The following is a 23,634-nucleotide window of genomic DNA, read 5'->3' as shown; positions in this document are numbered from 1 at the left end:
CGGGCGATTTGTTCGACAGCTCAGCCGCTGCGCCGCACGGGCTGCCGTGCGCCGCCCAGAACAGCGCAGATGAGGCAAGCAGGCAGGCGGCTCAGGCCGCCGCGTCCTGCACCCGCTGCGCCTCGCGCCGCCTGCGCCCGATGGACCGCACCAGCAGATAGAACAGCGGCACATAGAAGATCGCCAGCACCGTGCCGGTGATCATGCCGCCGATCACGCCGGTGCCGATGGCGTTCTGGCTGCCGGAGCCCGCGCCGGTGGCGATGGCCAGGGGCACCACGCCGGCCACGAAGGCCAGCGAGGTCATCAGGATGGGCCGCAGGCGCAGCTTGGCGCCCTGGATCACCGCGTCCCAGGTCGAGAGGCCGCGCCGCTCGCCCTCGGCCGCGAACTCCACGATCAGGATCGCGTTCTTGGCCGCCAGGCCCATGGTGGTCAGCAGGCCCACCTGGAAGAAGATGTCGTTGTCCATGCCCCGCAGGTTGGCCGCCACCAGCGCGCCCACGATGCCCAGCGGCACCACCAGCAGCACCGACACCGGGATGGTCCAGCTCTCGTACAGCGCCGCCAGCGCCAAAAACACCACCAGCAGCGAGATCAGGTACAGCGACAGCGCCTGACCCGAGGCCAGCTTCTCCTGGTACGACAGGCCCGTCCACGCATAGCCCACGCCCGGCGGCAGCTCGGCCACCAGCTGCTCCATGCGCGTGAGCGCCGCGCCCGAGCTTTCGCCGCGCACGGCCTGACCCTGGATGTTGAAGGAGGGCAGGCCGTTGTAACGGGTGAGCGCCATCGGGCCATAGCTCCAGCGCGGCGTGGCGACGCTGGCGAAGGGCGCCATGGCGCCGGTGCTGGTGCGCAGGCTCCAGATGCCGATGTCCTCGGGCGTCATGCGGAAGGGCGCATCGGCCTGCAGGTACACGCGCTTGACGCGGTTGCGGTCGATGAAGTCGTTGACGTAGGCGCCGCCGAAGGTGATCGACAGCAGCGAGTTCACGTCGGTCTGCGTGATGCCCAGCGCGCCGGCCTTGGCACGGTCGATGTCCACCTGCACCGTGGTCTGGTCCTCCTGGCCCTGGAAGCGCACCTGCGTGAGCAGCGGGTCTTGTCGCGCCTTGGCCAGCAGCTGGTCGCGGATGCCCCGGAAGCGCTCGTAGTCCATGGCGCTGGTGTTCTGCAGCTGCAGGTCGAAGCCGGCCGAGTTGCCCAGTCCCGAGACGGCGGGCGGCGCGCTCATGAAGATGCGCGCCTGCCGGTCGCCGGCGAAGGCCTTGCCGGCGCGCTCCAGCACCGCGAAGGCGGTGTTCTCGCGGCCGGGGCGCTGCTCCCAGTCCTTGAGGGCGATGAAGCCCTGGCCCTGGTTCTGACCGGCGCCGGCGCTGGTGAAGCCGGGCGACACGAACACGCCGTCGACCGTGTCCTTCTCGTTCTCGGTGAAGTAGCGGCTCACGCGCTCGGCCACCTCGCGGGTCTGGTCCAGCGTGGCGCCGCCGGGCAGGTTGTACTGCACGAACAGGCGCCCCTGGTCCTCGTCCGGCAGGAAGCCGGTGGGCGTGCGCATGAACATCACGGCCATGCCGGCGCAGATCACCGCATAGATCGCCATGAACAGCCAGCGCCGGGGCAGCCGCTTGCGCAGGCTGCCTTCGTAGGTGTCCATGCTGCGGTCGAAGAAGCGGTTGAAGGCGCCGAAGAAGCCGGTGGTGCGCTTGGGCTTGGGCGCATCGCCGGCATGCTGCTTGAGCAGCGTGGCGCACAGTGCGGGCGTGAGCACCAGCGCCACGATCACCGACAGCACCATGGCCGAGACGATGGTGATCGAGAACTGCCGGTAGATGATGCCGGTGGCGCCGCCGAAGAAGGCCATGGGCAGGAACACCGCCGACAGCACCACGCCGATGCCGATCAGCGCGCCGGTGATCTCGCCCATGGACTTGCGCGTGGCCTCCTTGGGCGAGAGGTGCTCCTCTTCCATGATCCGTTCGACGTTCTCCACCACCACGATGGCGTCGTCCACCAGCAGGCCGATGGCCAGCACCATGCCGAACATCGTGAGCATGTTGATGGTGAAGCCCGCCACCGCCAGCACGCCGAAGGTGCCCAGCAGGACCACCGGCACGGCGATGGCCGGGATCAGCGTGGCGCGCCAGTTCTGCAGGAACAGGAACATCACCAGCACCACCAGCACGATGCCCTCGACCAGCGTCTTGACCACGTCCTTGATGGCGCGCTCGACGAAGGGCGTGGTGTCCAGCGGATAGGACACGTCCACGCCGGGCGGGAACTGGTCGCGCATCTTGTCGACGGCGGTCTTCACGCCGGCGATGGCCTCCAGCGCATTGGCCGTGGGCGCCAGGCGCACCACCACGCCCGAGGCCGGGTAGCCGTTGTAGCGGCCGGTGAAGTTGTAGTTCTCCGAGCCGATCTCCACCCGCGCCACGTCCGACAGGCGCACCAGCGAGCCGTCGCGGTTGGTGCGCAGCAGGATGTTGCGGAACTCGTCGGGCGTGCGAAAGCGCGATTGCGCCGTGAGCACGGCGCTGAAGTTCTGGCCCTCCACCGCGGGCGCCGCGCCCACCGAGCCGGCGGCCAGCTGCACGTTCTGCTGCACGATGGCCGTCTGCACGTCGCCCGGCGTCATCGAGAAGCCGCGCAGCTTGTGCGGGTCCAGCCAGATGCGCATGGCGTACTGGCCGCCGATCACCGACACCTCGCCGATGCCGTCGATGCGGCTGATCGGGTCCTGCAGGTCGCTCACCAGGAAGTCGGCGATGTCGCCGGGCGAGAGCTGGCCGGTCTTGTCGTAGAGCGTGACGATCAGGTCGGGCGCCACGCCCGCCTTGCGCACCGTCACGCCCTGGTCCTGCACCTGCTGCGGCAGCCGGGGCAGGGCCTGCTGCACGCGGTTCTGCACCTGCACCTGGGCGGTGTCGGGATTGGTGCCGGGTTCGAAGCTCACGAAGATCGACACGCGGCCCGTCGAGTCGCTGCGCGCCGACATGTACAGGTAGCCGTCCAGGCCGGTGAGCTGTTGCTCGATGACCTGGGTGACGCTGTTCTCCACCGTCTGCGCGCTGGCGCCGGGGTAGAACGCGTTGATGCTCACGGCCGGGGGCGCCACCACCGGGTAACGCGTGACGGGCAGCAGGTGGATCGCCAGCGCGCCCGCCAGCATGATCGTGATGGCGATGACCCAGGCGAAGATGGGCCGGTCGATGAAGAAGCGCGAGATCATGGATTGCTGCGCGGTGCGGCATTGGCGGCATTCGCCGCGGGCGCGCCGTTGGCAGCGTTGGCCGTGCTCGGGCTGGCGCCCGCGGCCGGCGCCATCTTGACGCGCACCGCCGCACCGGCCTGCGCGTTCTGCGCGCCCTCCAGCACCAGCCGGTCGCCGGCCTTCAGGCCCTCGGCCACCAGCCAGCCGGTGCCCACCGGGCGGCCGGTGACGACGGGCCGCACCTCCAGCTTGTCGCCGTCACCGACCACGCGCACCGTCGGGTTGCCGCGCCGGTCGCGCTGGATGGCCGAGGCCGGCACCACGATGCCCTGGGGCGTGGTGCCCTCATCGACCACCGCGCGTACGTACATGCCGGGCAACAGCAGGCCGTCCGGGTTGGGGAACTCGGCCCGCAGCGTCACCGAGGCACTGCTTGGGTCCACCGTCACCTCGGCCAGCTTGATGCGGCCTTCCTGGGCATAGCGGCTGCCGTCCTCCAGCATCAGCGCCACCTTGCGGCTGTCGCCCTCGCGGCTGATGCGGCCGGCGGCCAGTGCCTGGCGCAGCCGCAGGATCTCGGCGCTGGACTGCGCGATGTCCACATAGATGGGGTTGAGTTGCGAGATGGTCAGCAGCGGCGTGGCCTGCGCGGCCGACACCAGCGCGCCGGGCGTGACCGCGCTGCGGCTGGTGCGTCCGCCGATGGGCGCGGTCACCCGGGTGAACTGCAGGTTGATGCGCGCGGTGTTGAGCGCGGCCGACTGCACCTTCACGTTCGCCTGCGCCTGTTCGTAGGCCGCGATGGCGTTGTCGTGCTCCTGCCGGCTCACGGCGTTCTGCGGCAGCAGCTGGCGGTAGCGCTCGGCCAGCGCCCGCGTCGAGGCGACCGTGGCCTGCGCATTGGCCAGCGCGCCTTCGGCCCGCTGCACCTCGGCCTCGAAGGGACGGGCGTCGATCTCGTAGAGCACCTGGCCGGCCTTGACCGTGCTGCCCTCGACGAAGGGGCGCGCGCGGATGATGCCGCCGACCTGGGGCCGCACCTCGGCCACCATGGAGGCGGCCGTGCGCCCGGGCAGTTCCGTGCGCAGCGGCACGGTGGTCGGCTGCACGGCCTGCACCAGCACTTCGGGCGGCGGCGGTGGCGCGGCGGCCTTCTTCTGGGCGTCGCCGTTGCGGCAGCCCACCAACAGCATGAGCGAGACGGCACAAAAGCAGGTCAGGGCGCGGCGTGCGCCCGGCGAGGGAATGCGGCTCAAGATGGGGTCCTGGCGGAGGGAGGCGGGGCGCCACCAGCGCCCGCGAAGCGCGCAAGCGTAAGCGGCTTCTGTATAGGGGATGCAAAGTTCTCACATGTCCCACGGCGGTCGAGGGAAAACCCCAGCAGGACCTGACTTTCAAAATAACTGTATAAAAATACAGTATTGATCCAGAATGATGGGCTCCTGCCGTTACCAGGCCTTGCCGCATGCCCGACGCATTGATCCCCGTTCACGCCATCAAGGGCCGCGGCGCCGCCACGCGCCTGGCCCATCGCTTCTCGCGCGACGAGCGCAGCGCCTTCGACGACGGATGGGCGGACGAGTCTCCGCCCGCCGCGGAGGGCGAGGCGGGTGCCGAAGGCGAGCGCCTCGCACCTGCCACCGAGGTCCGCTTCGAGGACGCCCGCTCCGCCCTCAGCGAGAACGACTCGCCCGACATCTCCTTCGACCGGTCGCTCAATCCCTACCGCGGCTGCGAGCACGGCTGCATCTATTGCTTCGCCCGGCCCACGCACAGCTACCTCGACCTGTCGCCGGGCCTGGATTTCGAGACCCGGCTGATCGCCAAGCGCAACATCGCGCAGGTGCTGCGCGGCGAACTGGGGCGGCGCGGCTACCGGCCCTCGCACGTCGCCATCGGTACCGCGACCGATTGCTACCAGCCCATCGAGCGTGAGCTGCGTCTGACCCGATCGGTCATCGAGGTGCTGCAGGCGGCGCGGCATCCCTTTGCGTTGGTCACCAAGTCCAGTGGCGTCGAGCGCGACCTGGACCTGATCGCCCCCATGGCGGCCCAGCGGTTGGCCGCGGTGTACGTCACCGTCACCACGCTCGATGCCGACCTGGCCCGGCGGCTGGAGCCGCGCGCCGCCTCGCCCGCGCGCCGGCTGCGCACCATCCGCACCCTGGCCGAGGCCGGCGTGCCGGTGGGGGTGAGCGTGGCGCCGCAGATCCCCTTCCTCAACGAAGACCTGGAGCAGGTGCTGGAGGCCGCCTGGGAGGCCGGCGCCCGCAGCGCCTTCTACACCGTCATCCGCCTGCCCTGGGAGGTGGCGCCGCTCTTCAAGGAATGGCTGTCGCTGCACTACCCACAGCGCGCCGCACGGGTGATGGCGCGCATCCAGGATATGCGTGGCGGCAAGGACTACGACGCCGACTTCGCCAGCCGCATGAAGGGCAGCGGCCTGTGGGCCGAACTGGTGGCGCAGCGCTTTGCCAAGGCCACGGCGCGGCTGGGCTTCAACCGCGAGCGCATCGGGATGGACACCTCGCTGTTCCGGCCGCCGGGGGCCGAGGGGCAGGGCAGCCTGTTCTGAGGGGCCGCGGGCGTCGGCGCCGCGTCAGCGCCGGGTCTTGCGGGGTGGCGGCGGCGAGGTGGGGGCCGTCACCGTCCGACGTGCGCGGGCCGGCTTGGCCTGATGGGCGCGCAGCGCCGCCTCGTAGGCGAGCCGGCCCCAGTGCAGGGCCTGTTCCGGATCGTCGAAGATCGATTCCGGCGCCTGCCGAAAGGAGGTGAGGGTGGCGGGCCGCCCCTCGCGCTGGTAGCTGAAGGCGGGCAGGCCCAGCGCGTCGAACTGGGCCTGACTGATCGCGTCGGCCTTGAGGTAGAGCGTGTCCCGCAGCACCAGCGCCAGCATCACGCCTTCGTGGTAGAGGCCGTGGCCGCCGAACATCCGGCGGGCCTCGATGCGATCCAGCGGCGCCAGCACCTCGTGCAGGCTCTGCACGAACAGGCTGGGCGCGCGGCCCGGCGTGCCCGGTTGGCGGGAGCGGGCCGGGCGGTCGGTCATGGGGTCTGCCGGGCCGCTGGCGCGGCCGTGGCACCCGTGGCCGCAGCGGGGACAGCGTCCGGGTCGCGGTAGCGGGCGGCGCCGATGAACTTGCCGAAGGCCTCGCACCAGATCACCACCGTCGTGTGGCTGCCGATGTCCACGGTGGCCGGCAGCGTGACGATGAAGTTGTCGAAGGTGCGCACCTGGCCGACCTGCACCATCTCGCTGCGGTGCTGTTCGAATTCCTCCGCGCTCTGCACGAAGGTCGGCGACAGGTAGAGCCGGTAGTCCGGGCCCGGCGCCACCGAGCCGCGAAGGGCGATGGCCCAGGGGCCCACCGTCAGTTCGCCGTGGGCCCAGTGCAGCAGATCGTTGCCCTTCAGGTCGCCGCGCATCTCCACCTTGTAGGCGGCCTGCGCGGCCACCATGCCGACTTGCGCATCGCTGGGCGCGGGCGGTGCGATCAGGATGGGCAGCCAGTAGATGCCCAGGCCCGTGCCGAGCACCAGGCCCACAAGCAGGGCAAGGCCATGGGTCAGGAGGCGGACGGACAGGCGGCGCGCGCCGGTACGCGGCGGCGGGACGGGAGGAATCATGCAGGGAAGGCGAAGCGCGGGCGGGACGCGGCGTGGCGCCGCGCGCGGATGGCGGGCGATTCTATGCAACGCCTCCTGCGGAGCCCTGACCATCCGGCTGCGCACCCGCTCCGGCCCGCCAGGCAAGCGGGCGACATGCGGGGTCGCAGGCGGCGGCTATGCTGCGCCGCGCGCCGTTGCACTCCCTGCGATCCATGACCGACATCGAAATCCACACCCAACCGCTGCTTCGTGCCATCGGCTTCGAGCGCCTGCTCACCAGCGACCCGCAAGGCCGCGCACGGGTGCGCTTCGCGCCGCGCGCCGAGTTTGCCCACACCGAGGGCACCGTGGTTCAGGGCGGCTTCGTCACCGCCTGGCTGGACAACGCCATGGCCTTCGCCGTGTTCTCGCGCGAGCGGGGCGTGGGCCTGGCCTCGCTGGAGATCAAGACCAGCTTCCTGGAGGCCGTGCGCGTGGCGCCCGTGGAGGCCGAAGCCCGGGTGATCCGTTGGGGCGGCAGCGTGGTCTTCCTGGAGGCCGAGCTGTTCGACGAGGCCGGGCGCCTGCTGGCGCGTGCGTCGTCCACCGGCAAGCTGTTGCGGCCCCGGCACTGAGACTGCGTGGCGCAGGTGGCGTCGAGGCGGGGTGCTTGCCAAGGGGCTGGTCAGCCGTCTTATTTAAGATGCCGCACCCTTTTCCCGCGGCGCAAAGCCCAGAGACCTCGCATGAAGAAGATCCTCGTCCTCAACGGCCCCAACCTCAACCTGCTGGGCACGCGCGAACCCGCGCAGTACGGCCATGAAACCCTGGCCGACGTGGAGCGCATGTGCGCCGAGGCGGGCGCCGCGCTGGGCGTGGAGATCGAATGCCGCCAGTCCAACCACGAAGGCGTGTTGCTGGACTGGATCCACGAAGCCGGCCGCGAAGTGGCCGCGGGCCGCATGCTCGGCGTGGTGATGAACCCGGGCGCCTACACTCACACCTCCATCGCGCTGCATGACGCCATCAAGGGCGCCAGCGTGCCGCTGATCGAGCTGCACATCTCCAACGTGCATGCGCGCGAATCCTTCCGCCACCACTCGTACATCTCGCCCGCGGCGCGCGGCATCATCGTCGGGCTGGGCGTGAAGGGCTATCCGCTGGCCATCGAAGCCCTGGTGCGCGTCAGCAGCTGATGGACTGACGGACGGGGGCGCCGGCGGCCGCCGCGCCAGTCTGCCGTCCTCAGGATTCCAGCTTCGTCGTCGCGTCGACCGGCAGCGGCGCTGCCGCGGCGGTACTGTCGCGGCCGATCTCGGGCCAACGTCGGTGCAGCCAGGTCCAGGCGACCAGCCCCACGCCCATCATCAGCAGCGACGACAGCGCCATCGCCATCGGCGAATGCATGACCAGCGGCGCGACCAGGCCCGCCACCACGCCGTTGGCGGTGGAGCCGATCACCGCCTGCAGCGACGAGGCCATGCCGCGGCGCGTGGGATGCAGATCCAGCACCAGCAGCGTCACCACCGGCACCATCAGCGCCCATCCGAAGCCGAACACCGCCAGCGGCCACAGCGCCCACCAGGCCTGCGGCACCAGCAGCGCATTGGCCACCACATTGACCACCGAGGTCAGCAGCATCACCACGAAGCCATCGCGAATCTGGCGCTTGGGCCTGGCCTTGCCCGCCATGCGACCGCTGGCCCATGCGCCGAGCATGATGCCGCCGATGTTGAGCACGAAGAACCAGAAGAACTGCGTGGGCGCCAGACCCAGGTGGTCGCCCAGGAAGGCCGGCGCCGCCAGCACGTAGAGGAAGAGCCCGTTGAAGGGCACGCCACTGGCCAGCGCCAGCAGCAGGAAGCGCGGATCGGAGCACAGCTGCCAGTAGCCGCGCATCAGGTCGCGCACGGCGAAGGGCTGGCGCTGGCTGGTGTGCAGCGTCTCCGGCAGGAGTTTCCAGTTGGCCACCAGCAGCACGATCCCCACCGCCACCAGGAACCAGAAGATGCTGTGCCAGCCCGCATGGACCAGCAGGAAGCCGCCGATGATCGGCGCGATGGCCGGCGCCAGGCCGAAGTAGATGGTGATCTGCGCCATCACCTTCTGCGCGTCGGCCGGGGGGAACATGTCGCGCACCACGGCGCGCGACACCACGATGCCCGCGCCCGTCGACAGCCCTTGCAGTGCCCGGAAGAACACCAGTTGCCCGATGGTCTGCGACAGCGCGCAGCCCAGCGAGGCCAGCGTGAAGACCAGCAGGCCCCACAGCACCACCGGCCGGCGGCCGAAGCTGTCCGACAGCGCACCGTGGAACAGGTTCATGAAGGCAAAGCCGAACAGGTAGGCCGACAGCGTCTGCTGCATCTCGGTGGGCGTCGCGCCGATGGAGCGCGCGATGCCCGAGAAGGCCGGGATGTAGGTGTCGATGGAGAAGGGCCCGAGCATGCCCAGCACCGCCAGCAGGATGGCCAGGGCCCAGCGCGGCGCGCGCCAGAGTTGATTGGCGTCAGGATTCATGCGTGTCTCTTTCCTTGGGTCTGCCTGCGGGGGGGGGGGGGCAGGCGGGCGCCGTTCGCGCAACGCGAGAGCATCCAATGAAAACGGCGCCCCGGCCCTGGTGGGCCGCGGGCGCCGCTTCGGCGGAGCGCTCAGGGCGCGTGCTTACAGCGTGTCGATGAACGAACGCAGCTTGTCCGAGCGGCTCGGGTGCTTGAGCTTGCGCAGCGCCTTGGCCTCGATCTGGCGGATGCGCTCGCGCGTCACGTCGAACTGCTTGCCCACTTCCTCCAGCGTGTGGTCGGTGGACATCTCGATGCCGAAGCGCATGCGCAGCACCTTGGCCTCGCGCGGGGTGAGCGAGTCGAGGATGTCCTTGACCACGTCGCGCAGGCCGGCCTGCATGGCGGCTTCGATCGGCGCGGTGTTGTTGGTGTCCTCGATGAAATCGCCCAGGTGCGAATCGTCGTCGTCGCCGATCGGCGTCTCCATGGAGATCGGCTCCTTGGCGATCTTCATGATCTTGCGGATCTTGTCCTCGGGAATCTCCATGCGCTCGGCCAGGATGGACGCATCGGGCTCGAAGCCGAACTCCTGCAAGTGCTGGCGCGAGATGCGATTCATCTTGTTGATCGTCTCGATCATGTGAACCGGGATGCGGATGGTCCGCGCCTGGTCGGCGATCGAGCGGGTGATGGCCTGACGGATCCACCACGTCGCGTAGGTCGAGAACTTGTAGCCGCGGCGGTATTCGAACTTGTCGACCGCCTTCATCAGGCCGATGTTGCCTTCCTGGATCAGGTCCAAGAACTGCAGGCCGCGGTTGGTGTACTTCTTCGCGATGGAGATCACCAGGCGCAGGTTGGCCTCGATCATCTCCTTCTTGGCGTCGCGCGAGGACTTCTCGCCAGCATTCATGCGGCGGTTGATTTCCTTGAGCTCGGTCAGCGGCACCACCACGCGCGACTGGATGTCGGTCAGCTGCTGTTGCAGCTCCTGCACCGGCGGGATGTTGCGCTGCATGACGGCGCTCCAGGGCTTGCCGGCGGCAGATTGCTTCTCGATCCACTGCAGGTTCAGCAGGTTCGACTGCACGCGGTTGCCGTTCTTGTCGATGCCGCCGAAGTCGCGGATGAAGTCTTCCTGCGGATAGCCGCACTTCTCCACGATGATGCGGCGCAGCTCGCGCTCCTTCTTGCGCACGTCTTCCACCGTGCCGCGCAGCATGTCGCACAGCTTCTCGATGGTCCGCGCGGTGAAGCGGATGGTCATCAGCTGTTCCGACAGAGACTGCTGGGCCTTCTGGTAGGCCGGCGTGCCGTAGCCTTCCTTGTCGTAGATCTTGTGGATCTTCTCGAACAGCGAGGCGATGCTGTCGAAGCGCGACAGCGCCTCGTTCTTCATCTCCTCGAGCTTCTTGGTCAGCGCCTTGGAGCCGCCGTTGCCGTCGTCGTCGTCCTCGGCGTCGAACTCGTCGAAGTCTTCCTCGGCCACATAGTCGTCGGCTTCGTTCGGGTTGGAGAAGCCGTCCACCACGGTGGAGATGACGACCTTGCCCTCACGGATGTCCGCGGCCATGCGCAGGATCTCGGCGATGGTGGCCGGCGAGGCGCTGATGGCGGCCATCATGTCCTGCAGGCCGCCTTCGATGCGCTTGGCGATCTCGATCTCACCCTCGCGCGTCAGCAGCTCCACGGTGCCCATCTCGCGCATGTACATGCGCACCGGGTCGGTGGTGCGGCCGAATTCGCTGTCCACGGTGGACAGGGCGGCTTCGGCTTCTTCCTCGGCCTCTTCGACGGTGGCGGCGGTGGGGGTGACGTTGTTCTGGAACAGCGTCTCGGCGTCGGGCGTCGTCTCGTAGACGGCCACGCCCAGGTCGTTCAGCATGGTGACCACGACTTCCATGGTCTCGGCGTCGACCAGCTTGTCGGGCAGGTGGTCGGAGATCTCGCCTTGCGTCAGGTAGCCGCGGGTCTTGCCCAGCGTGATCAGCGTCTTCAGGCGCTGGCGGCGCTTGGCCATGTCCTCTTCGGACAGGACGGTCTCGTCCAGGCCGAATTCCTTCATCAAGGCGCGTTCCTTCGCCTTGCTGATCTTCATGCGCAGCGGCTTGGCCTTCTCGACCGTGGCCGTAGTGGTGGCCTCGGGCTCGGGCGTCTCTTCCTCGGCGAACTCGGCTTCGACGTCGGAGAAGTCCTCCTCGACGTCCTTGGCCTCGGCCGCGGCGGCCTTGGGCTTGCGGCCGCGCTTGGCGCCGGTGGTGGCGCCTTCCTTGTCGGCGGCGGCCTTGGGCGGGCGGCCCGGCTTCTTCTTGGCGGGCACGGCGATCTCGTCGGCCGTGGCGGCAGCTGCGGCCTTGGCGGTCGTCTTCTTCAGTTCTTCGGTGGCCTTCTCGGCTTTGGCAGGGGACTTCGTGGCGGGCACTGACTGGGCTTTCGTGGCGGACTTGCTGGCCGGGGTGGTGGTGGTCGCCTTCACAGGCGCGACCACGGCGGCCGAGGTTTTGGTCTTGGCGGCGGGCTTGGCGGCGGCGGTTGTCGTCGTCTTTCCGGACTTTTGAGCAGGCATAGGACCCCAGGGCCCATGAGGACCCACAGAAAGAAAATTGAATCAACAGGCGCCGTCAGGCCGGCGCGGCGAGAGAGTGCCGGTGAGGACGCGGGGACCGCGCTACCGGCACGCCAGGCAAGATGGGGGGGCGAACATTTGGAATGCAAGCCCTTGCGGAAGAAAGGAGGCCGGTCGTGCACTTGGGCATCGGTGGGCCAGGGTCCGGAGGTGCTGCTGTCGCTCTTGCCGAGACGAGCCGTGGATTATACCTTTGTCAATCAATTCCTACGCGCACTGCGGGGGATTGACTGCTGGAGTGGCGTGGCTTTCGGGACCGCTGGCGGAAATCGGACCGGTGGGCGGCTCAGCTGCCGGCGCGCTGCTTCTTCTCGAGCGCGAGGCGCCGCGTCAGCAATTCGCGGTAGCGCGCCAGCGCCTGCGGATCGCGGCCGGCGGCGGCAATGGCCTCGGTCTCCTGCGTCTTGAGGTGCTCGATCAGCATGCGGTCGAGCAGATCGCGTAGTTCGGCGTCCCACTCGGCATCGGTGGCGGTGCCGGCCGGACCGGCCATCAGGCGCACCGCCATGTCCTCGAAGGCCTGGCCGGCCATGTCGGCGCGCAGTTGCGGCCATTCCAGGGGACCGTATTCGTGCAGGCAGCTTTCCAGCCAGGCGAACAGCGGGCCGTGGGGCGGCGGCAGGCCGCAGAGCAGGGCGTGCTCCTCGCCCGAAAGATGCTCCCAGGCGCCCAGGCGTTCGAGCATCAGGCGCGCGGCATGGTCGGCGCGGCTGGCTGGCTTGGGCCGCGGGCCCGCGGGGCGGGGCGGCGCCGAAGGAAAGGGCCGCTTGCCGCGGCGCTGTGACGACCAGCGCGGCTGCGAGGGCGTGCCGTCACCCCAGGCTGGAGGCATGGATTCGCCATGGAAGTCGGGCGGCTCGTGCTCGTCGCGGGAGGCGGCGGGTGAGGGCGGTGGCGTCTGCCCGGCCCACAGCGCCTGAAGCCCGGCCGGCTCCAGATGCGCGGCCTGGGCGATCTCCGCCAGCAACTGCTGGCGCAGCGCGCCTTCGGGCAGCGCCTGCCAAAGGGGCCGCGCCTGGCTCGCCATGCGGGCGCGGCCTTCGGCGCTGCCCAGCTCGCAGCCTTCGCGCGCCGCTTCGAGCAGAAAGCGGCTGAGCGGCACGGCCTGCGCCACGGCGCGGGCGAAGCCTTCCTCGCCGTTCTCGCGGATGAAGCTGTCGGGGTCGTGCTCCTCGGGCAGGAAGAGGAACTTGACGCTGCGCACATCGGTGGCGTGGGGCAGGGCCGCCTCCAGCGCCTTGCGGGCCGCGCGGCGGCCGGCGGCGTCGCCGTCGAAGCTGAACACCACCGAATCGGTGAAGCGGAACAGCTTGTGCACATGGTCGTCGGTGCAGGCCGTTCCCAGCGTCGCCACGGCATTCGGAAAGCCGAGCTGGGCCAGCGCCACCACGTCCATGTACCCCTCGGTGACCAGCGCGTAGCCCTGGTCGCGCAGGGCGGTGCGGGCCTCGAACAGGCCGTAGAGCTCGCGGCCCTTGCTGAAGACCGGCGTCTCCGGCGAATTGAGGTACTTGGGCTTTTCGTCGCCCAGCACACGGCCGCCGAAGCCGATGCATTCGCCCTTGACGTTGCGGATCGGGAACATCACCCGGTCGCGGAAGCGGTCGTAGCGCTTGCCATCCTCGCCTTCGTCGCTGGCGATCACCAGGCCGCTTTCGACCAGCAGCGCGTCGGCATAGTCGGGAAAGACGCTGGCCAGCGCCCGCCAGCCCTCGGGCGCGTAGCCCAGCCCGAAGCGCTTGGCGATGGCGCCCGAGACGCCGCGGCGCTTGAGGTAGTCCACGGCGCGCGGCGAATCGCGCAGCAGCCGGCGGTAGGCGTCGCCGGCCTTCTCCAGCACGTCGGTGAGCGTGGCCTGGCGCTCGCGCCGCGCGGCCACCTGGGCCTTCTGCTCGGGCGAGAGCGGGTCGTCGTCGGGCACCTGCAGGCCGTACTGGCCGGCCAGGTCCTGCACGGCGTCGCGAAAGCCCACGCCTGTGTGCTCCATCAGGAAGCGGATCGCGTCGCCATGGGCCCCGCAGCCGAAGCAGTGATAGAACTGCTTGGTCGGGCTGACCGAGAAGGACGGCGACTTCTCCCCGTGGAAAGGGCACAGCCCCATGAAGTTGGCGCCGCCCTTCTTGAGCTGCACATGGCGCCCGACGATCTCGACGATGTCGGTGCGGGCGAGCAGTTCCTGGATGAAGGATTCGGGGATGGCCATGGGACGAGAACCAACGAAAAAGGGGCGCCTCCCTGCGGATGGCGCCCCCTCGGGCGAGACGGAAGTATCGGTGAAAAGCCGTCAGCCCGGCTTGGGCAGGGTCAGCGCGGCGCCAGGCGGATGGCGCCGTCCAAGCGGATCACCTCGCCGTTGAGCATGTCGTTCTCGATGATGTGCCTGGCCAGCTTCGCGTAATCGGCCGGCGTGCCCAGGCGCGAGGGGAAGGGCACGCTGGCGGCCAGCGCGTCCTGCACCTCCTGCGGCATGCCGAAGAGCATGGGCGTGCCGAAGATGCCGGGCGCGATGGTCATGTTACGGATGCCGCTGCGCGCCAGGTCGCGGGCGATGGGCAGCGTCATGCCCACCACGCCGCCCTTGCTGGCGCTGTACGCGGCCTGGCCGATCTGGCCGTCGTAGGCTGCCACGCTGGCGGTGGAGATGAGCACGCCGCGCTCGCCGGTGGCCTCGGGCTCGTTCTTCGCCATGGCGTCGGCCGCCAGGCGGATCATGTTGAAACTGCCCAGCAGGTTGACGCGCAGCGTCTTCTCGAAGACGGCCAGAGCGTGCGGGCCGTTCTTGCCCACGGTCTTCTCGGCTGGTGCGATGCCGGCGCAGTTGACCAGGCCCACGAGCTTGCCGAGTTCCAGCGCCGCGGCCACCACAGCCTGGCCGTCGGCCTCCTGGCTCACGTCGCAGCGCACGAAGCGCCCGCCGATCTCGTCGGCGACGGCCTCGCCCTTGTCCGCCTGCATGTCGGCGATGACGACCTTGGCGCCGTGCTCGGCCAGCATGCGCGCCGTGCCTTCGCCGAGGCCCGAGGCGCCGCCGGTGACGATGAAAACCCTGTCCTTGATCTGCATGGATGCTGTCTCCTTGTTGCGGGCAAAACCGCCATGATAGGAGTGGGCCGCTGGCACGCGCGGACGAAAAAAAGCCCCGCCGAGGCGGGGCCGAATGGATCCCGTGAGGACCCAAGGAGACAACCAGCAAGAAATCAGCGCTTGGCGGTGGCCGTCTTCGTGGCGGTCTTGGCGGCGTTCATGGCCTGCGTCGAGACGGCGTTGAAGTTGGCTTCGGCCACGTCGGAGGCCTGCTTGACGGCCTTCTGCACGGATTCGAAGGCGTTGTTGGCGGCGGCCACGGCGCTCTTCATCATGGCGACGGCGGTTTCGGAACCGGCCGGGGCGTTCTTGGCGGCGCTGTCGATCAGGCCGACCATGGCCTGCTGCGCTTCCACAGCCTTGCTCTCGAAGGCCTTGGTGAATTCGGCGCTGGTGCCCTGGGCGATGTCGTACAGGTGGCGGCTGTAGGCGGCGGTCTTCTCGGCCATCGGCTGCATCATGCTGGCTTGCAGGGCCAGCAGTTCCTGCGCGTCTTTGGCGCCCAGCACGGCGTGGGCGGTGCCGGCGGCTTCGCTCAGGGCGGCCTTGGAGGCGGTCACGTTCAGCTCGATGAGCTTTTCCATGCCTTCAAAGGCCTTGGTCGTCAGACCGAACAGCGTGTCGATGTTGGCCTTCTGGGCGGCGATGATCTGGTCGGCGGTGAGTGCCATGGTGAGCTCCTGGAGGTGGTGGAAGTGGGGTTGCGGCGTTTGCTGCGCTGCAACATGGGATGAAGTATGGCAGCGGCCCGTGGCGATCTCAAGGGGTTTTGCTGCGATGCAGCATTTTTAGGTGACAGCCCCTATTCGGGGCGCCCGGCAGAATCGCCGCCCATGAGCAGCGCCCGCCCCACGCCCCAGCCGCGCGACCATTACCGCGCCTTCCGTCCGATCACCACCCGCTGGATGGACAACGACATCTACGGGCATGTCAACAACGTCGTCTACTACAGCTGGTTCGACACGGCGGTGAACGCGCTGCTGATCGAGCGCGGCGCCCTGGATATCCACCAGGGCAGCACCATCGGCTTCGTCGTCGAGACGCAGTGCAACTATTTCGCGCCGCTGGCCTTCCCTCAGACCATCGAGGCCGGCGTGCGGGTGGCGCATGTGGGCAGCAGCAGCGTGCGCTACGAGGTCGGACTGTTCGCCGAAGAGGCGCCGACCGCTGCGGCCCAGGGCCACTTCGTGCATGTCTATGTCGACCGGGCCACCCAGCGGCCGGTGGCTTTGCGCCCGGCCTTGCTCGCGGTGCTCGACACCCTGCGCTGACGGGGGCGTCTTCAAGACGGAAAAGGCAGCCCCGTCCGGGACCGCCCATAAAAAAGCGGCACCCGAAGGTGCCGCCAAAGCGCTTCCGTCAAACGCGAGGAGACAAATTACTTCTTGGCGACCATGGCCTTGATGTCGGCCTTGGCCTTCTCATGGTCGGCCTTGGCCTGCGACTGGCAGGCGTTCTTGGCATCGCCGCTCATGTCGTCGCACTTTTCCTTGGCCACGTCGTAGGCAGCATCGGCCTTGGCCTCGGCAACCTTCTTGGCGTGGCTGTTGCTGGGCTTGTAGGACTGCTCCAGTTCGGCCTTGGCGATGTTTTCCTTGCCCTTGGCTTCCTTCTCGCACACGTCCTTGGCGTTGTCCTTCAGCGTGTCGCACTGGGCCTTGTCGGCCTTGTACTGGGCGGAGATCTTGTCCTTCTCGGCCTTGTACTCGTCCTTGGTCATGGCGCTGGCCTGGACGGCGCCGAACAGGCAGCCGGTGGCAATGGCGAGGGTAAGTGCGGTCTTTTTCATGGTGTGGTGCTCCTTGGGCAACGATTGAAATTCGGTTGTTCGGGTTCGGAGGAAGTGGCGCAGCGCGCTCAGTACTTTTCCATCCACAGGGCGGCGGGGGTGCGGCCTTCGGCGCTTTCCCAGGCCTTGACTTGCGCTTCGGCCTCGTCGCGGCTGATGCCATGACGTTCCTGGATCTTGCCCAGCAGCTGGTCGCGCTTGCCGGCCACGACGTCGAAGTCGTCGTCGGTCAGCTTGCCCCATTGCTCCTTGACCTTGCCCTTCAACTGCTTCCAGTTGCCTTCGATGATGTCCTTGTTCATGGGATCTCCTTTGGGTTGCTTGCGGGGCCCTGTCGGTGCCGCCGTGCTATGCACTGTGGTGGGGGTACGGTGCCGCCCCGGTAGGACGCCCAAAGGATGGCTCGTAGGCGCAGGCGCACCATGACCGTGATAATCCGTCTCACCATTTCCGGTGCCGGAAAGCCAGCCTTTCCGGGGAGACAACCGCGCCGCCCCGCGCCGAGCCGTTTTCATGATCATCCAGAGCCTTCTCGACACCGACCTGTACAAGTTCACGATGATGCAGGTGGTGCTCCACCACTTCCCGGGCGCCAAGGTCGAGTACCGCTTCAAGTGCCGCAACCCGGGTGTGAACCTGGCGCGCTTCGCGGCCGAGATCCGCGAGGAGGTACGGGCCCTGTGCAGCGTGCAGTTCAAGGACGCCGAGCTGGCCTACCTGCGCTCCATGCGCTTCATCAAGAGCGACTTCGTCGACTTCCTGGGCCTGTTCCGGCTCAACGAGAAGTACATCGAGATCGTGCCCGACGCGGCCACCGGCGAGATCGACATCCACATCAAGGGCCCGTGGCTGCACACCATCCTGTTCGAGATCCCGGTGCTGGCCATCGTCAACGAGGTGTACTTCCGCAATACGCAGCGGCAGCCCGACCTGGAGGAAGGCCGCCGGCGCCTGCAGGCCAAGATCGGGCAGTTGAAGGAAGCGGGCCTGGAAGACCTCAAGATCGCCGACTACGGCACCCGCCGGCGCTTCTCCAAGACCTGGCATGAGGAGGTGCTGCGGACGCTGACGGCCGAACTGGGCGCCGTGAGCCCGCAGCCGCGCGCTGCGGAGCGGCTGCCGCAGTTCGCCGGCACCAGCAACGTGCTGTTCGCGATGAAGCTCGGCCTGCTTCCGCTGGGCACCATGGCCCACGAGTACCTGCAGGCCTGCCAGGCCCTGGGCCCGCGGCTGCGCGACAGCCAGATCTACGGCTTCGAGATGTGGGCGCGCGAATACCGCGGCGACCTGGGCATCGCGCTGTCCGACGTCTACGGCATGAGTGCCTTCCTGCGCGACTTCGACCTGTACTTCTGCAAGCTCTTCGACGGCGCCCGGCACGACAGCGGCGACCCCTTCGAATGGGGCGAGCGCATGATTGCCCACTACGTGGCCAACCGGGTCGATCCGCACACCAAGACGCTGATCTTCAGCGACGGCCTGACGGTGCCGCGCACCATCGAGCTCTATCGCCAGTTCCGCGGCCGCTGCCAGCTGGCCTTCGGCATCGGCACCAACCTCACCAACGACCTGGGCTACGAGCCGCTGCAGATCGTCATCAAGATGATCCGCTGCAATGGCCAGCCGGTCGCCAAGCTGTCGGACACGCCGGGCAAGGGCATGTGCGACGACGAGAAGTACCTGGCCTACCTGCGTCAGGTGTTCGAGATCCCCCAGCCCGCCACGCCTTGACCAACGCCAACGTGACTTCGCTTCTTCGCCGGATCCGCCCCTCGCGGGCTTTCATGGGGGCTGCACTGGCAGCCCCCGCGCTTTCGCAGGCGGCCACCTTCGACGGTGCCGCGCTGTCGCCGCTGTGGGGCCTGCCCTTCGCGGGCATCCTGCTGTCGATTGCACTGATGCCGCTGTTGGTGCCCACCTTCTGGCACCACCATTTCGGCAAGGTGGCGGCAGCCTGGGCGCTGGCCTTCCTGCTTCCCTTCGCGGCCGTCTTCGGGCCAGGCCTCGCCGGCGCGCAGGTAGTGCATGCGCTGCTGGCCGAGTACATCCCCTTCATCGTGCTGCTGACGGCGCTGTTCACGGTGTCGGGCGGCATCTACATCCGCGGCAACCTGCACGGCTCTCCGGGGCTCAACACCGGGCTGCTGGCCATCGGAGGCCTGCTGGCCAGCATCATGGGCACCACGGGTGCGTCGATGCTGCTGATCCGTCCGCTCATCCGTGCCAACGACAACCGCAGGCACAAGGCGCATGTGGTGGTGTTCTTCATCTTCATCGTCTCCAACGTGGGCGGTTCGCTCACGCCGCTGGGCGATCCGCCGCTGTTCCTGGGCTTCCTCAAGGGCGTGGACTTCTTCTGGACCACCTGGCACCTGCTGCCCGACACGGGCTTCGTCCTGCTGTGCCTGCTGGGCATCTTCTTCGTGCTCGACCGCTTCTATTACCGCAACGAAGGCGTGATGCCCGTCGACCCCACGCCCGACACGCGCGGCGTGCGCTTCGAGGGCCAGCTCAACTTCGCGCTGCTGGCGGTGGTGCTGGGCCTGGTGCTGCTGAGCGGCCTGTGGAAGAGCCCGGTGGTGTTCGACATCGCCGGCACGCCCGTGGGCCTGCCGGGGCTGGTGCGCGACGTGGGCCTGGTCGGCGTGACGCTGCTGTCGCTGGCGCTGACGAAGCGCGAGGTGCACGAGGCCAACCAGTTCGGCTGGGGCCCCATGCTGGAGGTGGCCAAGCTCTTCGCCGGCATCTTCCTGACCATCGTGCCGGTGATCGCCATGCTGCGTGCCGGCACGGCCGGCCCCTTCGGCGCCGTGGTGGCGGCCGTGACCCGGCCCGACGGACAGCCCGAGCCCGCCATGTACTTCTGGGCCACGGGGCTGCTGAGTTCCTTCCTGGACAACGCGCCGACCTACCTGGTGTTCTTCAACACCGCGGGTGGCGACCCCGCCACCCTCATGACCACCCATGCCGCGACGCTGGCCGCCATCTCGGCCGGCGCCGTGTTCATGGGCGCCAACAGCTACATCGGCAACGCGCCCAACCTCATGGTCAAGGCCATCGCCGAGGACCGCGGCGTGCGCATGCCCAGCTTCTTCGGCTACATGGCGTGGTCGGGCGCGGTGCTGCTGCCGCTGTTCGTGCTCGTCACCTTCATCTTCTTCCGCTGAGCGGGGCGCGGCCGCTAGCGGCCGACCCGCATCGGCGGCTCTTTCGAAAAACGGAAACATCCATGAGCAAGCCCGCCGTCCTCGTCGCCCGCGCCGTCTTTCCCGAAGCCGTGGCGCGGCTCGCCGAGCATTTCGAGGTCGAAGCCAATCCCGCCGACGATCTCTGGTCCAAGGCCGAGCTGATCCGCCGCCTGCAGGGCAAGGTCGGCGTCTTCACCACCGGCAGCGAGCGCATCGACGCCGAGGTGCTCGACGCCTGCCCGCAGCTGCGCATCTGCGCCAACATGGCGGTGGGCTTCAACAACTTCGACGTCGACGCCATGACGGCCCGCGGCGTGCTGGGCACCAATGCACCCGACGTGCTGACCGAAACCACGGCCGACTTCGGCTTCGCGCTGCTGATGGCCACGGCGCGCCGCATCACCGAGAGCGAGCATTTCCTGCGCGCCGGCCAATGGACCAAGTGGTCCTTCGACATGTTCGCCGGGGCTGAGGTGCACGGCAGCACGCTGGGCATCCTGGGCATGGGCCGCATCGGGCAGGGCATTGCCCGGCGGGGCGCGCACGGCTTCGGCATGAAGGTGGTCTACCACAACCGATCACGCCTCTCGCCCGAGCTGGAGGCCGAATGCAAGGCGACGTATGTCGCCAAGGACGAGCTGCTGCGCACCGCCGACCACCTGGTGCTGGTGCTGCCCTACACGCCCGCCAACCACCACAGCATCGGCGCGGCCGAGCTGGCGCAGATGAAGCCGACGGCCACGCTGGTCAACATCGCCCGCGGCGGCATCGTGGACGACGCGGCCCTGGCCCAGGCGCTGAAGGACCGGCGCATCGCCGCCGCCGGCCTCGACGTGTTCGAGGGCGAGCCCAAGGTGCACCCCGACCTGCTCGCCGTGCCCAACGTGGTGCTCACGCCCCACATCGCCAGTTCCACGACCGCCACCCGCCGTGCCATGGCCGATCTGGCCGTGGACAACCTGATCGCCTTCCTCACCACCGGCCAGCCGCGCACACCCGTCAATCCGCAGGTGCTGGGCCGGGTGCGCGGTCAATGACGGAGGCGATGACGCTGCAGGACTGGCTGCTGCTGGGTCTTGGGCTGCTGAACCTCCTACTGCTGGCCGTGCTGCTGCTGCGCCGGCCCGCCGAGCCCGACGTAGGGCAACTGGCGGCCCCGATCCAGGCGCTGCTGGAGCGCAACGAACGCGCACTGCGCCGCGAGATCGCCGACAACGCCCGCGCCGGCCGCCAGGAAAGCGCCGCCGCGCTGGCTACCTTCCAGCAGACCCTGCTGGCCCAGGGCGCCGAGGCCACGCGGACGCAGAACGCGCAGCTCGACGCCTTCGCGCAGCAGATCGGCACGCTCCGCCAGTCGCTGGCCGAGACGCTCACCAGCCAGCTGCAGGGCCTGAGCGAATCCAATGCCCGCCGCATCGCCGAGGTGCGCACGACCATGGAGACGCAACTCGCCCAGCTGCAGGCCAGCAACAGCGCCAAGCTGGAAGAGATGCGCCAGACGGTGGACGAAAAGCTGCAGAGCACCCTCGAAGCGCGACTGGGCGAGAGCTTCCGCCAGGTGGCCGAGCGGCTGGAGCAGGTCTACAAGGGCCTGGGCGAGATGCAGACGCTGGCCCAGGGCGTGGGCGACCTCAAGCACCTGCTGACCAACGTCAAGACCCGCGGCATGTTCGGCGAGGCCCAACTGGCCGCGCTGCTGGAGCAGGTGCTGGCGCCCGAGCAGTACGCGGCCCAGGTCGCCACCCATCCGGAGTCGCGCCAGGTGGTGGACTTCGCCATCCGACTGCCGGGCCGAAGCGCCGACGGCACGCCGGTGTGGCTGCCCATCGACGCGAAGTTTCCCAACGAGGACTACGAGCGCCTGCTCGACGCCCAGCAGCGCGCCGACGCCCTGGCGGTGGAGGTGGCGGCCAAGGCGCTGGAGACGCGCATCCGCCTGGAGGCGCGCGGCATCCACGAGAAGTACGTGTGCCCGCCGCACACCACCGACTTCGCCATCCTCTTCCTGCCCACCGAGGGCCTGTATGCCGAGGTGCTGCGCCGGCCGGGCCTGATGGAAGCGCTGCAGCGCGACCACCGTGTGACGCTGGCGGGCCCCACGACGCTGCTGGCCATGCTCAATTCGCTGCAGATGGGCTTTCGCACCCTGGCGCTCGAAAAGCGCAGCAGCGAGGTCTGGCAGGTGCTGGGCGCCGTGAAGACCGAGTTCATGAAGTTCGGCGAGGTGCTGGACAAGGTCAAGCGCCAGACGCAGACCGTGCTCAACACGCTGGACCAGACGCAGACCCGCACCAATGTGCTGACGCGCAAGCTGCGCAGCGTCGAGGCCCTGCCCGATGCCCAGGCGCAGCAGTTGCTGCCCACGGTGGCCGAGGCGGCGGCCGACGCAGAAGAGTCCGAGGAGGGCGGCGCGCCGTGAGCGGCGCCGAACTCGCGCGATTGATCGCGGCGCAGGTCTGCCTGCACGCCACCATGGCCGGCATCCGGCTGGCGGCGCCGCTGCTGGCGCTGCAGCAAGGGCACGGCGCGGCGTCGGTGGGCGTGCTGATCGCCCTGTTCGCGCTGACGCAGGTCTTCCTGGCCTTGCCGGCCGGCCGCTACGTGGACCGGCATGGCCTGAAGCGGCCGATGGCGATGGCGGTGACCGCCGCCTTCGTCGGCGCGCTGCTGCCGCTGCTGTGGCCTGCCTTTCCGGCCATGTGCGTGTCGGCCCTGCTCACCGGCGGTGCCACCGGCGCCACGGTGATCGCGCTGCAACGGCATGTGGGCCGGGCGGCGCAGGGCACGGCGCAATTGCGGCAGGTGTTCAGCTGGCTGGCCATCGCGCCGGCCGGTGCCAACTTCTTCGGACCCTTCGCGGCCGGCCTGCTGATCGACCATGCCGGCAGCACGGCCGGCGATGCGCGGGCCTACGCGATCTGCTTCGCTTTCCTGGCGACGCTGCCGCTGGCGTGCTGGATGCTGGTGCGGCCCACGCGGGAAGCGCCTTCGGCCGCGCCCGCCGTGCATGCGCCCGGCACCCGCGCCTGGGACCTGCTGCGCGAGCCCATGTTCCGGCGCCTGCTGTTCGTCAACTGGATGCAGTCCTGCAGCTGGGACGTGCATGCCTTCGTGCTGCCGCTGCTGGGCCACGAACGGGGGCTGGGCGCCTCGGTCATCGGCACGCTGCTGGGCGGCTTTGCCATTGCGGCGGCGCTGGTGCGCATGCTGCTGCCGGTGCTGGCCGCCCGGGCCACCGAGCGGCAGGTGATCCTGACCTCCAACCTGGTGGTGCTGGCCGTGTTCGCGCTCTATCCGCTGCTGCGCGATCCGTGGGCGATGGGGGCCTGCTCCGTGCTGCTGGGCTTCGCGCTCGGCGCCGTGCAGCCCATGGTGATGAGCATGCTGCACCAGATCACGCCGCATCACCGCCAGGGTGAGGCGCTGGGGCTGCGGCTCATGACCATCAATGCGTCGAGCGTGGTGATGCCGCTGCTCTTCGGCTCGCTGGGCGCGCTGATCGGCGTGGCCGGCGTGTTCTGGGTGGTGGGCGCGGTGATGGCGGTGGGCACGCCGGCCGTGCGGGGGCTGCAGGCGCCCGACGACCACCGCGGCTGAGCGCCAGCGCGGCCGGCAAGGGGAAGAGCTGGGCCGCCGCG

At 68.9% G+C, this 23,634-nt stretch carries 20 protein-coding genes; 9 read left to right on the top strand and 11 right to left on the bottom strand.

The features are described from left to right. Nucleotides 1-91: 91 nt before the first annotated feature. Both ACT54X_RS23565 and ACT54X_RS23560 read right to left on the bottom strand, forming a co-directional pair. Entirely contained in the window at nucleotides 92-3,232 is a 3,141-nt protein-coding gene (locus ACT54X_RS23565) for an efflux RND transporter permease subunit (RefSeq protein ID WP_476348937.1), read from the bottom strand. Next, a complete protein-coding gene (locus ACT54X_RS23560; protein ID WP_476348924.1) occupies nucleotides 3,232-4,473 on the bottom strand; it encodes an efflux RND transporter periplasmic adaptor subunit in 1,242 nt (413 codons plus the stop codon). The genes ACT54X_RS23565 and ACT54X_RS23560 overlap by 1 nt, the downstream gene beginning before the upstream one ends. 209 nt (nucleotides 4,474-4,682) lie before the next feature. On the opposite strand from ACT54X_RS23560, the gene ACT54X_RS23555 reads away from it, so the two are divergent. Beyond that, nucleotides 4,683-5,792 carry a PA0069 family radical SAM protein gene (locus ACT54X_RS23555; RefSeq protein ID WP_294368897.1) on the top strand — a complete coding sequence of 370 codons (1,110 nt, stop codon included), beginning with the start codon at nucleotides 4,683-4,685 and terminating at the stop codon, nucleotides 5,790-5,792. Nucleotides 5,793-5,816: 24 nt separating this feature from the next. Here the strand turns inward: ACT54X_RS23555 and ACT54X_RS23550 are convergent, their stop codons facing one another. Next, nucleotides 5,817-6,266 carry a TfoX/Sxy family protein gene (locus ACT54X_RS23550; RefSeq protein WP_476348922.1) on the bottom strand — a complete coding sequence of 150 codons (450 nt, stop codon included), beginning with the start codon at nucleotides 6,264-6,266 and terminating at the stop codon, nucleotides 5,817-5,819. Continuing rightward, nucleotides 6,263-6,844: a DM13 domain-containing protein gene (locus ACT54X_RS23545; RefSeq protein ID WP_476348920.1), complete on the bottom strand. Its 582-nt coding sequence runs from the start codon at nucleotides 6,842-6,844 to the stop codon at nucleotides 6,263-6,265. Before ACT54X_RS23545 ends, ACT54X_RS23550 begins: the two co-directional genes overlap by 4 nt. Before the next feature lie 194 nt (nucleotides 6,845-7,038). Between ACT54X_RS23545 and ACT54X_RS23540 the strand changes: the two genes are divergently transcribed. Both ACT54X_RS23540 and aroQ read left to right on the top strand, forming a co-directional pair. Further along, a complete protein-coding gene (locus ACT54X_RS23540) occupies nucleotides 7,039-7,440 on the top strand; it encodes a PaaI family thioesterase (protein WP_294368888.1) in 402 nt (133 codons plus the stop codon). Nucleotides 7,441-7,551: 111 nt separating this feature from the next. Beyond that, entirely contained in the window at nucleotides 7,552-8,001 is a 450-nt protein-coding gene (gene aroQ / locus ACT54X_RS23535; protein WP_294368886.1) for a type II 3-dehydroquinate dehydratase, read from the top strand. Between the two features lie 49 nt (nucleotides 8,002-8,050). Here aroQ and ACT54X_RS23530 read toward each other — a convergent pair whose 3' ends face one another. The 5 genes from ACT54X_RS23530 to ACT54X_RS23510 form a co-directional block, all read right to left on the bottom strand. After that, a complete protein-coding gene (locus ACT54X_RS23530) occupies nucleotides 8,051-9,325 on the bottom strand; it encodes a multidrug effflux MFS transporter (protein ID WP_294368883.1) in 1,275 nt (424 codons plus the stop codon). A 144-nt stretch (nucleotides 9,326-9,469) separates the two neighbouring features. Further along, on the bottom strand, nucleotides 9,470-11,875 hold the full coding sequence (rpoD, locus tag ACT54X_RS23525; RefSeq protein ID WP_476348917.1) for an RNA polymerase sigma factor RpoD: 2,406 nt from the start codon (nucleotides 11,873-11,875) through the stop codon (nucleotides 9,470-9,472). Between the two features lie 346 nt (nucleotides 11,876-12,221). Then, nucleotides 12,222-14,138, bottom strand: coding sequence for a DNA primase (dnaG, locus tag ACT54X_RS23520; RefSeq protein WP_476348915.1), 1,917 nt, complete (start codon nucleotides 14,136-14,138; stop codon nucleotides 12,222-12,224). 101 nt (nucleotides 14,139-14,239) lie between these two features. Beyond that, nucleotides 14,240-14,998, bottom strand: a complete 759-nt coding sequence (locus ACT54X_RS23515; RefSeq protein WP_476348913.1) for a 3-hydroxyacyl-CoA dehydrogenase — start codon at nucleotides 14,996-14,998, stop codon at nucleotides 14,240-14,242. Nucleotides 14,999-15,132: 134 nt separating this feature from the next. Next, the gene (locus tag ACT54X_RS23510; RefSeq protein WP_017760046.1) at nucleotides 15,133-15,690 is read right to left on the bottom strand and encodes a phasin family protein; all 558 of its coding nucleotides are present in this window, start codon (nucleotides 15,688-15,690) and stop codon (nucleotides 15,133-15,135) included. Nucleotides 15,691-15,852: 162 nt separating this feature from the next. Between ACT54X_RS23510 and ACT54X_RS23505 the strand changes: the two genes are divergently transcribed. Next, the gene (locus tag ACT54X_RS23505) at nucleotides 15,853-16,290 is read left to right on the top strand and encodes an acyl-CoA thioesterase (RefSeq protein ID WP_294368876.1); all 438 of its coding nucleotides are present in this window, start codon (nucleotides 15,853-15,855) and stop codon (nucleotides 16,288-16,290) included. Nucleotides 16,291-16,397: 107 nt separating this feature from the next. Here the strand turns inward: ACT54X_RS23505 and ACT54X_RS23500 are convergent, their stop codons facing one another. Together ACT54X_RS23500 and ACT54X_RS23495 are read right to left on the bottom strand one after the other, a co-directional pair. Further along, entirely contained in the window at nucleotides 16,398-16,808 is a 411-nt protein-coding gene (locus ACT54X_RS23500) for a hypothetical protein (RefSeq protein ID WP_294368873.1), read from the bottom strand. Between the two features lie 68 nt (nucleotides 16,809-16,876). After that, entirely contained in the window at nucleotides 16,877-17,110 is a 234-nt protein-coding gene (locus ACT54X_RS23495; RefSeq protein WP_294368870.1) for a CsbD family protein, read from the bottom strand. Nucleotides 17,111-17,321: 211 nt separating this feature from the next. On the opposite strand from ACT54X_RS23495, the gene pncB reads away from it, so the two are divergent. From pncB to ACT54X_RS23470, 5 genes are all read left to right on the top strand, one after another. Continuing rightward, nucleotides 17,322-18,539: a nicotinate phosphoribosyltransferase gene (gene pncB / locus ACT54X_RS23490; RefSeq protein ID WP_354319865.1), complete on the top strand. Its 1,218-nt coding sequence runs from the start codon at nucleotides 17,322-17,324 to the stop codon at nucleotides 18,537-18,539. A gap of 53 nt (nucleotides 18,540-18,592) precedes the next feature. Next, nucleotides 18,593-19,975: a sodium:proton antiporter gene (locus tag ACT54X_RS23485; RefSeq protein WP_476348909.1), complete on the top strand. Its 1,383-nt coding sequence runs from the start codon at nucleotides 18,593-18,595 to the stop codon at nucleotides 19,973-19,975. Nucleotides 19,976-20,037: 62 nt separating this feature from the next. Beyond that, nucleotides 20,038-21,033: a 2-hydroxyacid dehydrogenase gene (locus tag ACT54X_RS23480; protein WP_294368864.1), complete on the top strand. Its 996-nt coding sequence runs from the start codon at nucleotides 20,038-20,040 to the stop codon at nucleotides 21,031-21,033. Between the two features lie 8 nt (nucleotides 21,034-21,041). Further along, complete coding sequence (locus ACT54X_RS23475; RefSeq protein WP_476348907.1) at nucleotides 21,042-22,415, top strand: DNA recombination protein RmuC; 1,374 nt, start codon at nucleotides 21,042-21,044, stop codon at nucleotides 22,413-22,415. Next, a complete protein-coding gene (locus ACT54X_RS23470; RefSeq protein WP_294368859.1) occupies nucleotides 22,412-23,593 on the top strand; it encodes an MFS transporter in 1,182 nt (393 codons plus the stop codon). Before ACT54X_RS23475 ends, ACT54X_RS23470 begins: the two co-directional genes overlap by 4 nt. The last annotated feature ends 41 nt before the right edge of the window (nucleotides 23,594-23,634 follow it).

This window comes from Pseudacidovorax sp. DMC4 (genome assembly GCF_056314265.1).
The sequence above is the reverse complement of the archived record's forward strand: the minus strand, read 5'-3'. Positions and strand labels throughout refer to the sequence as shown.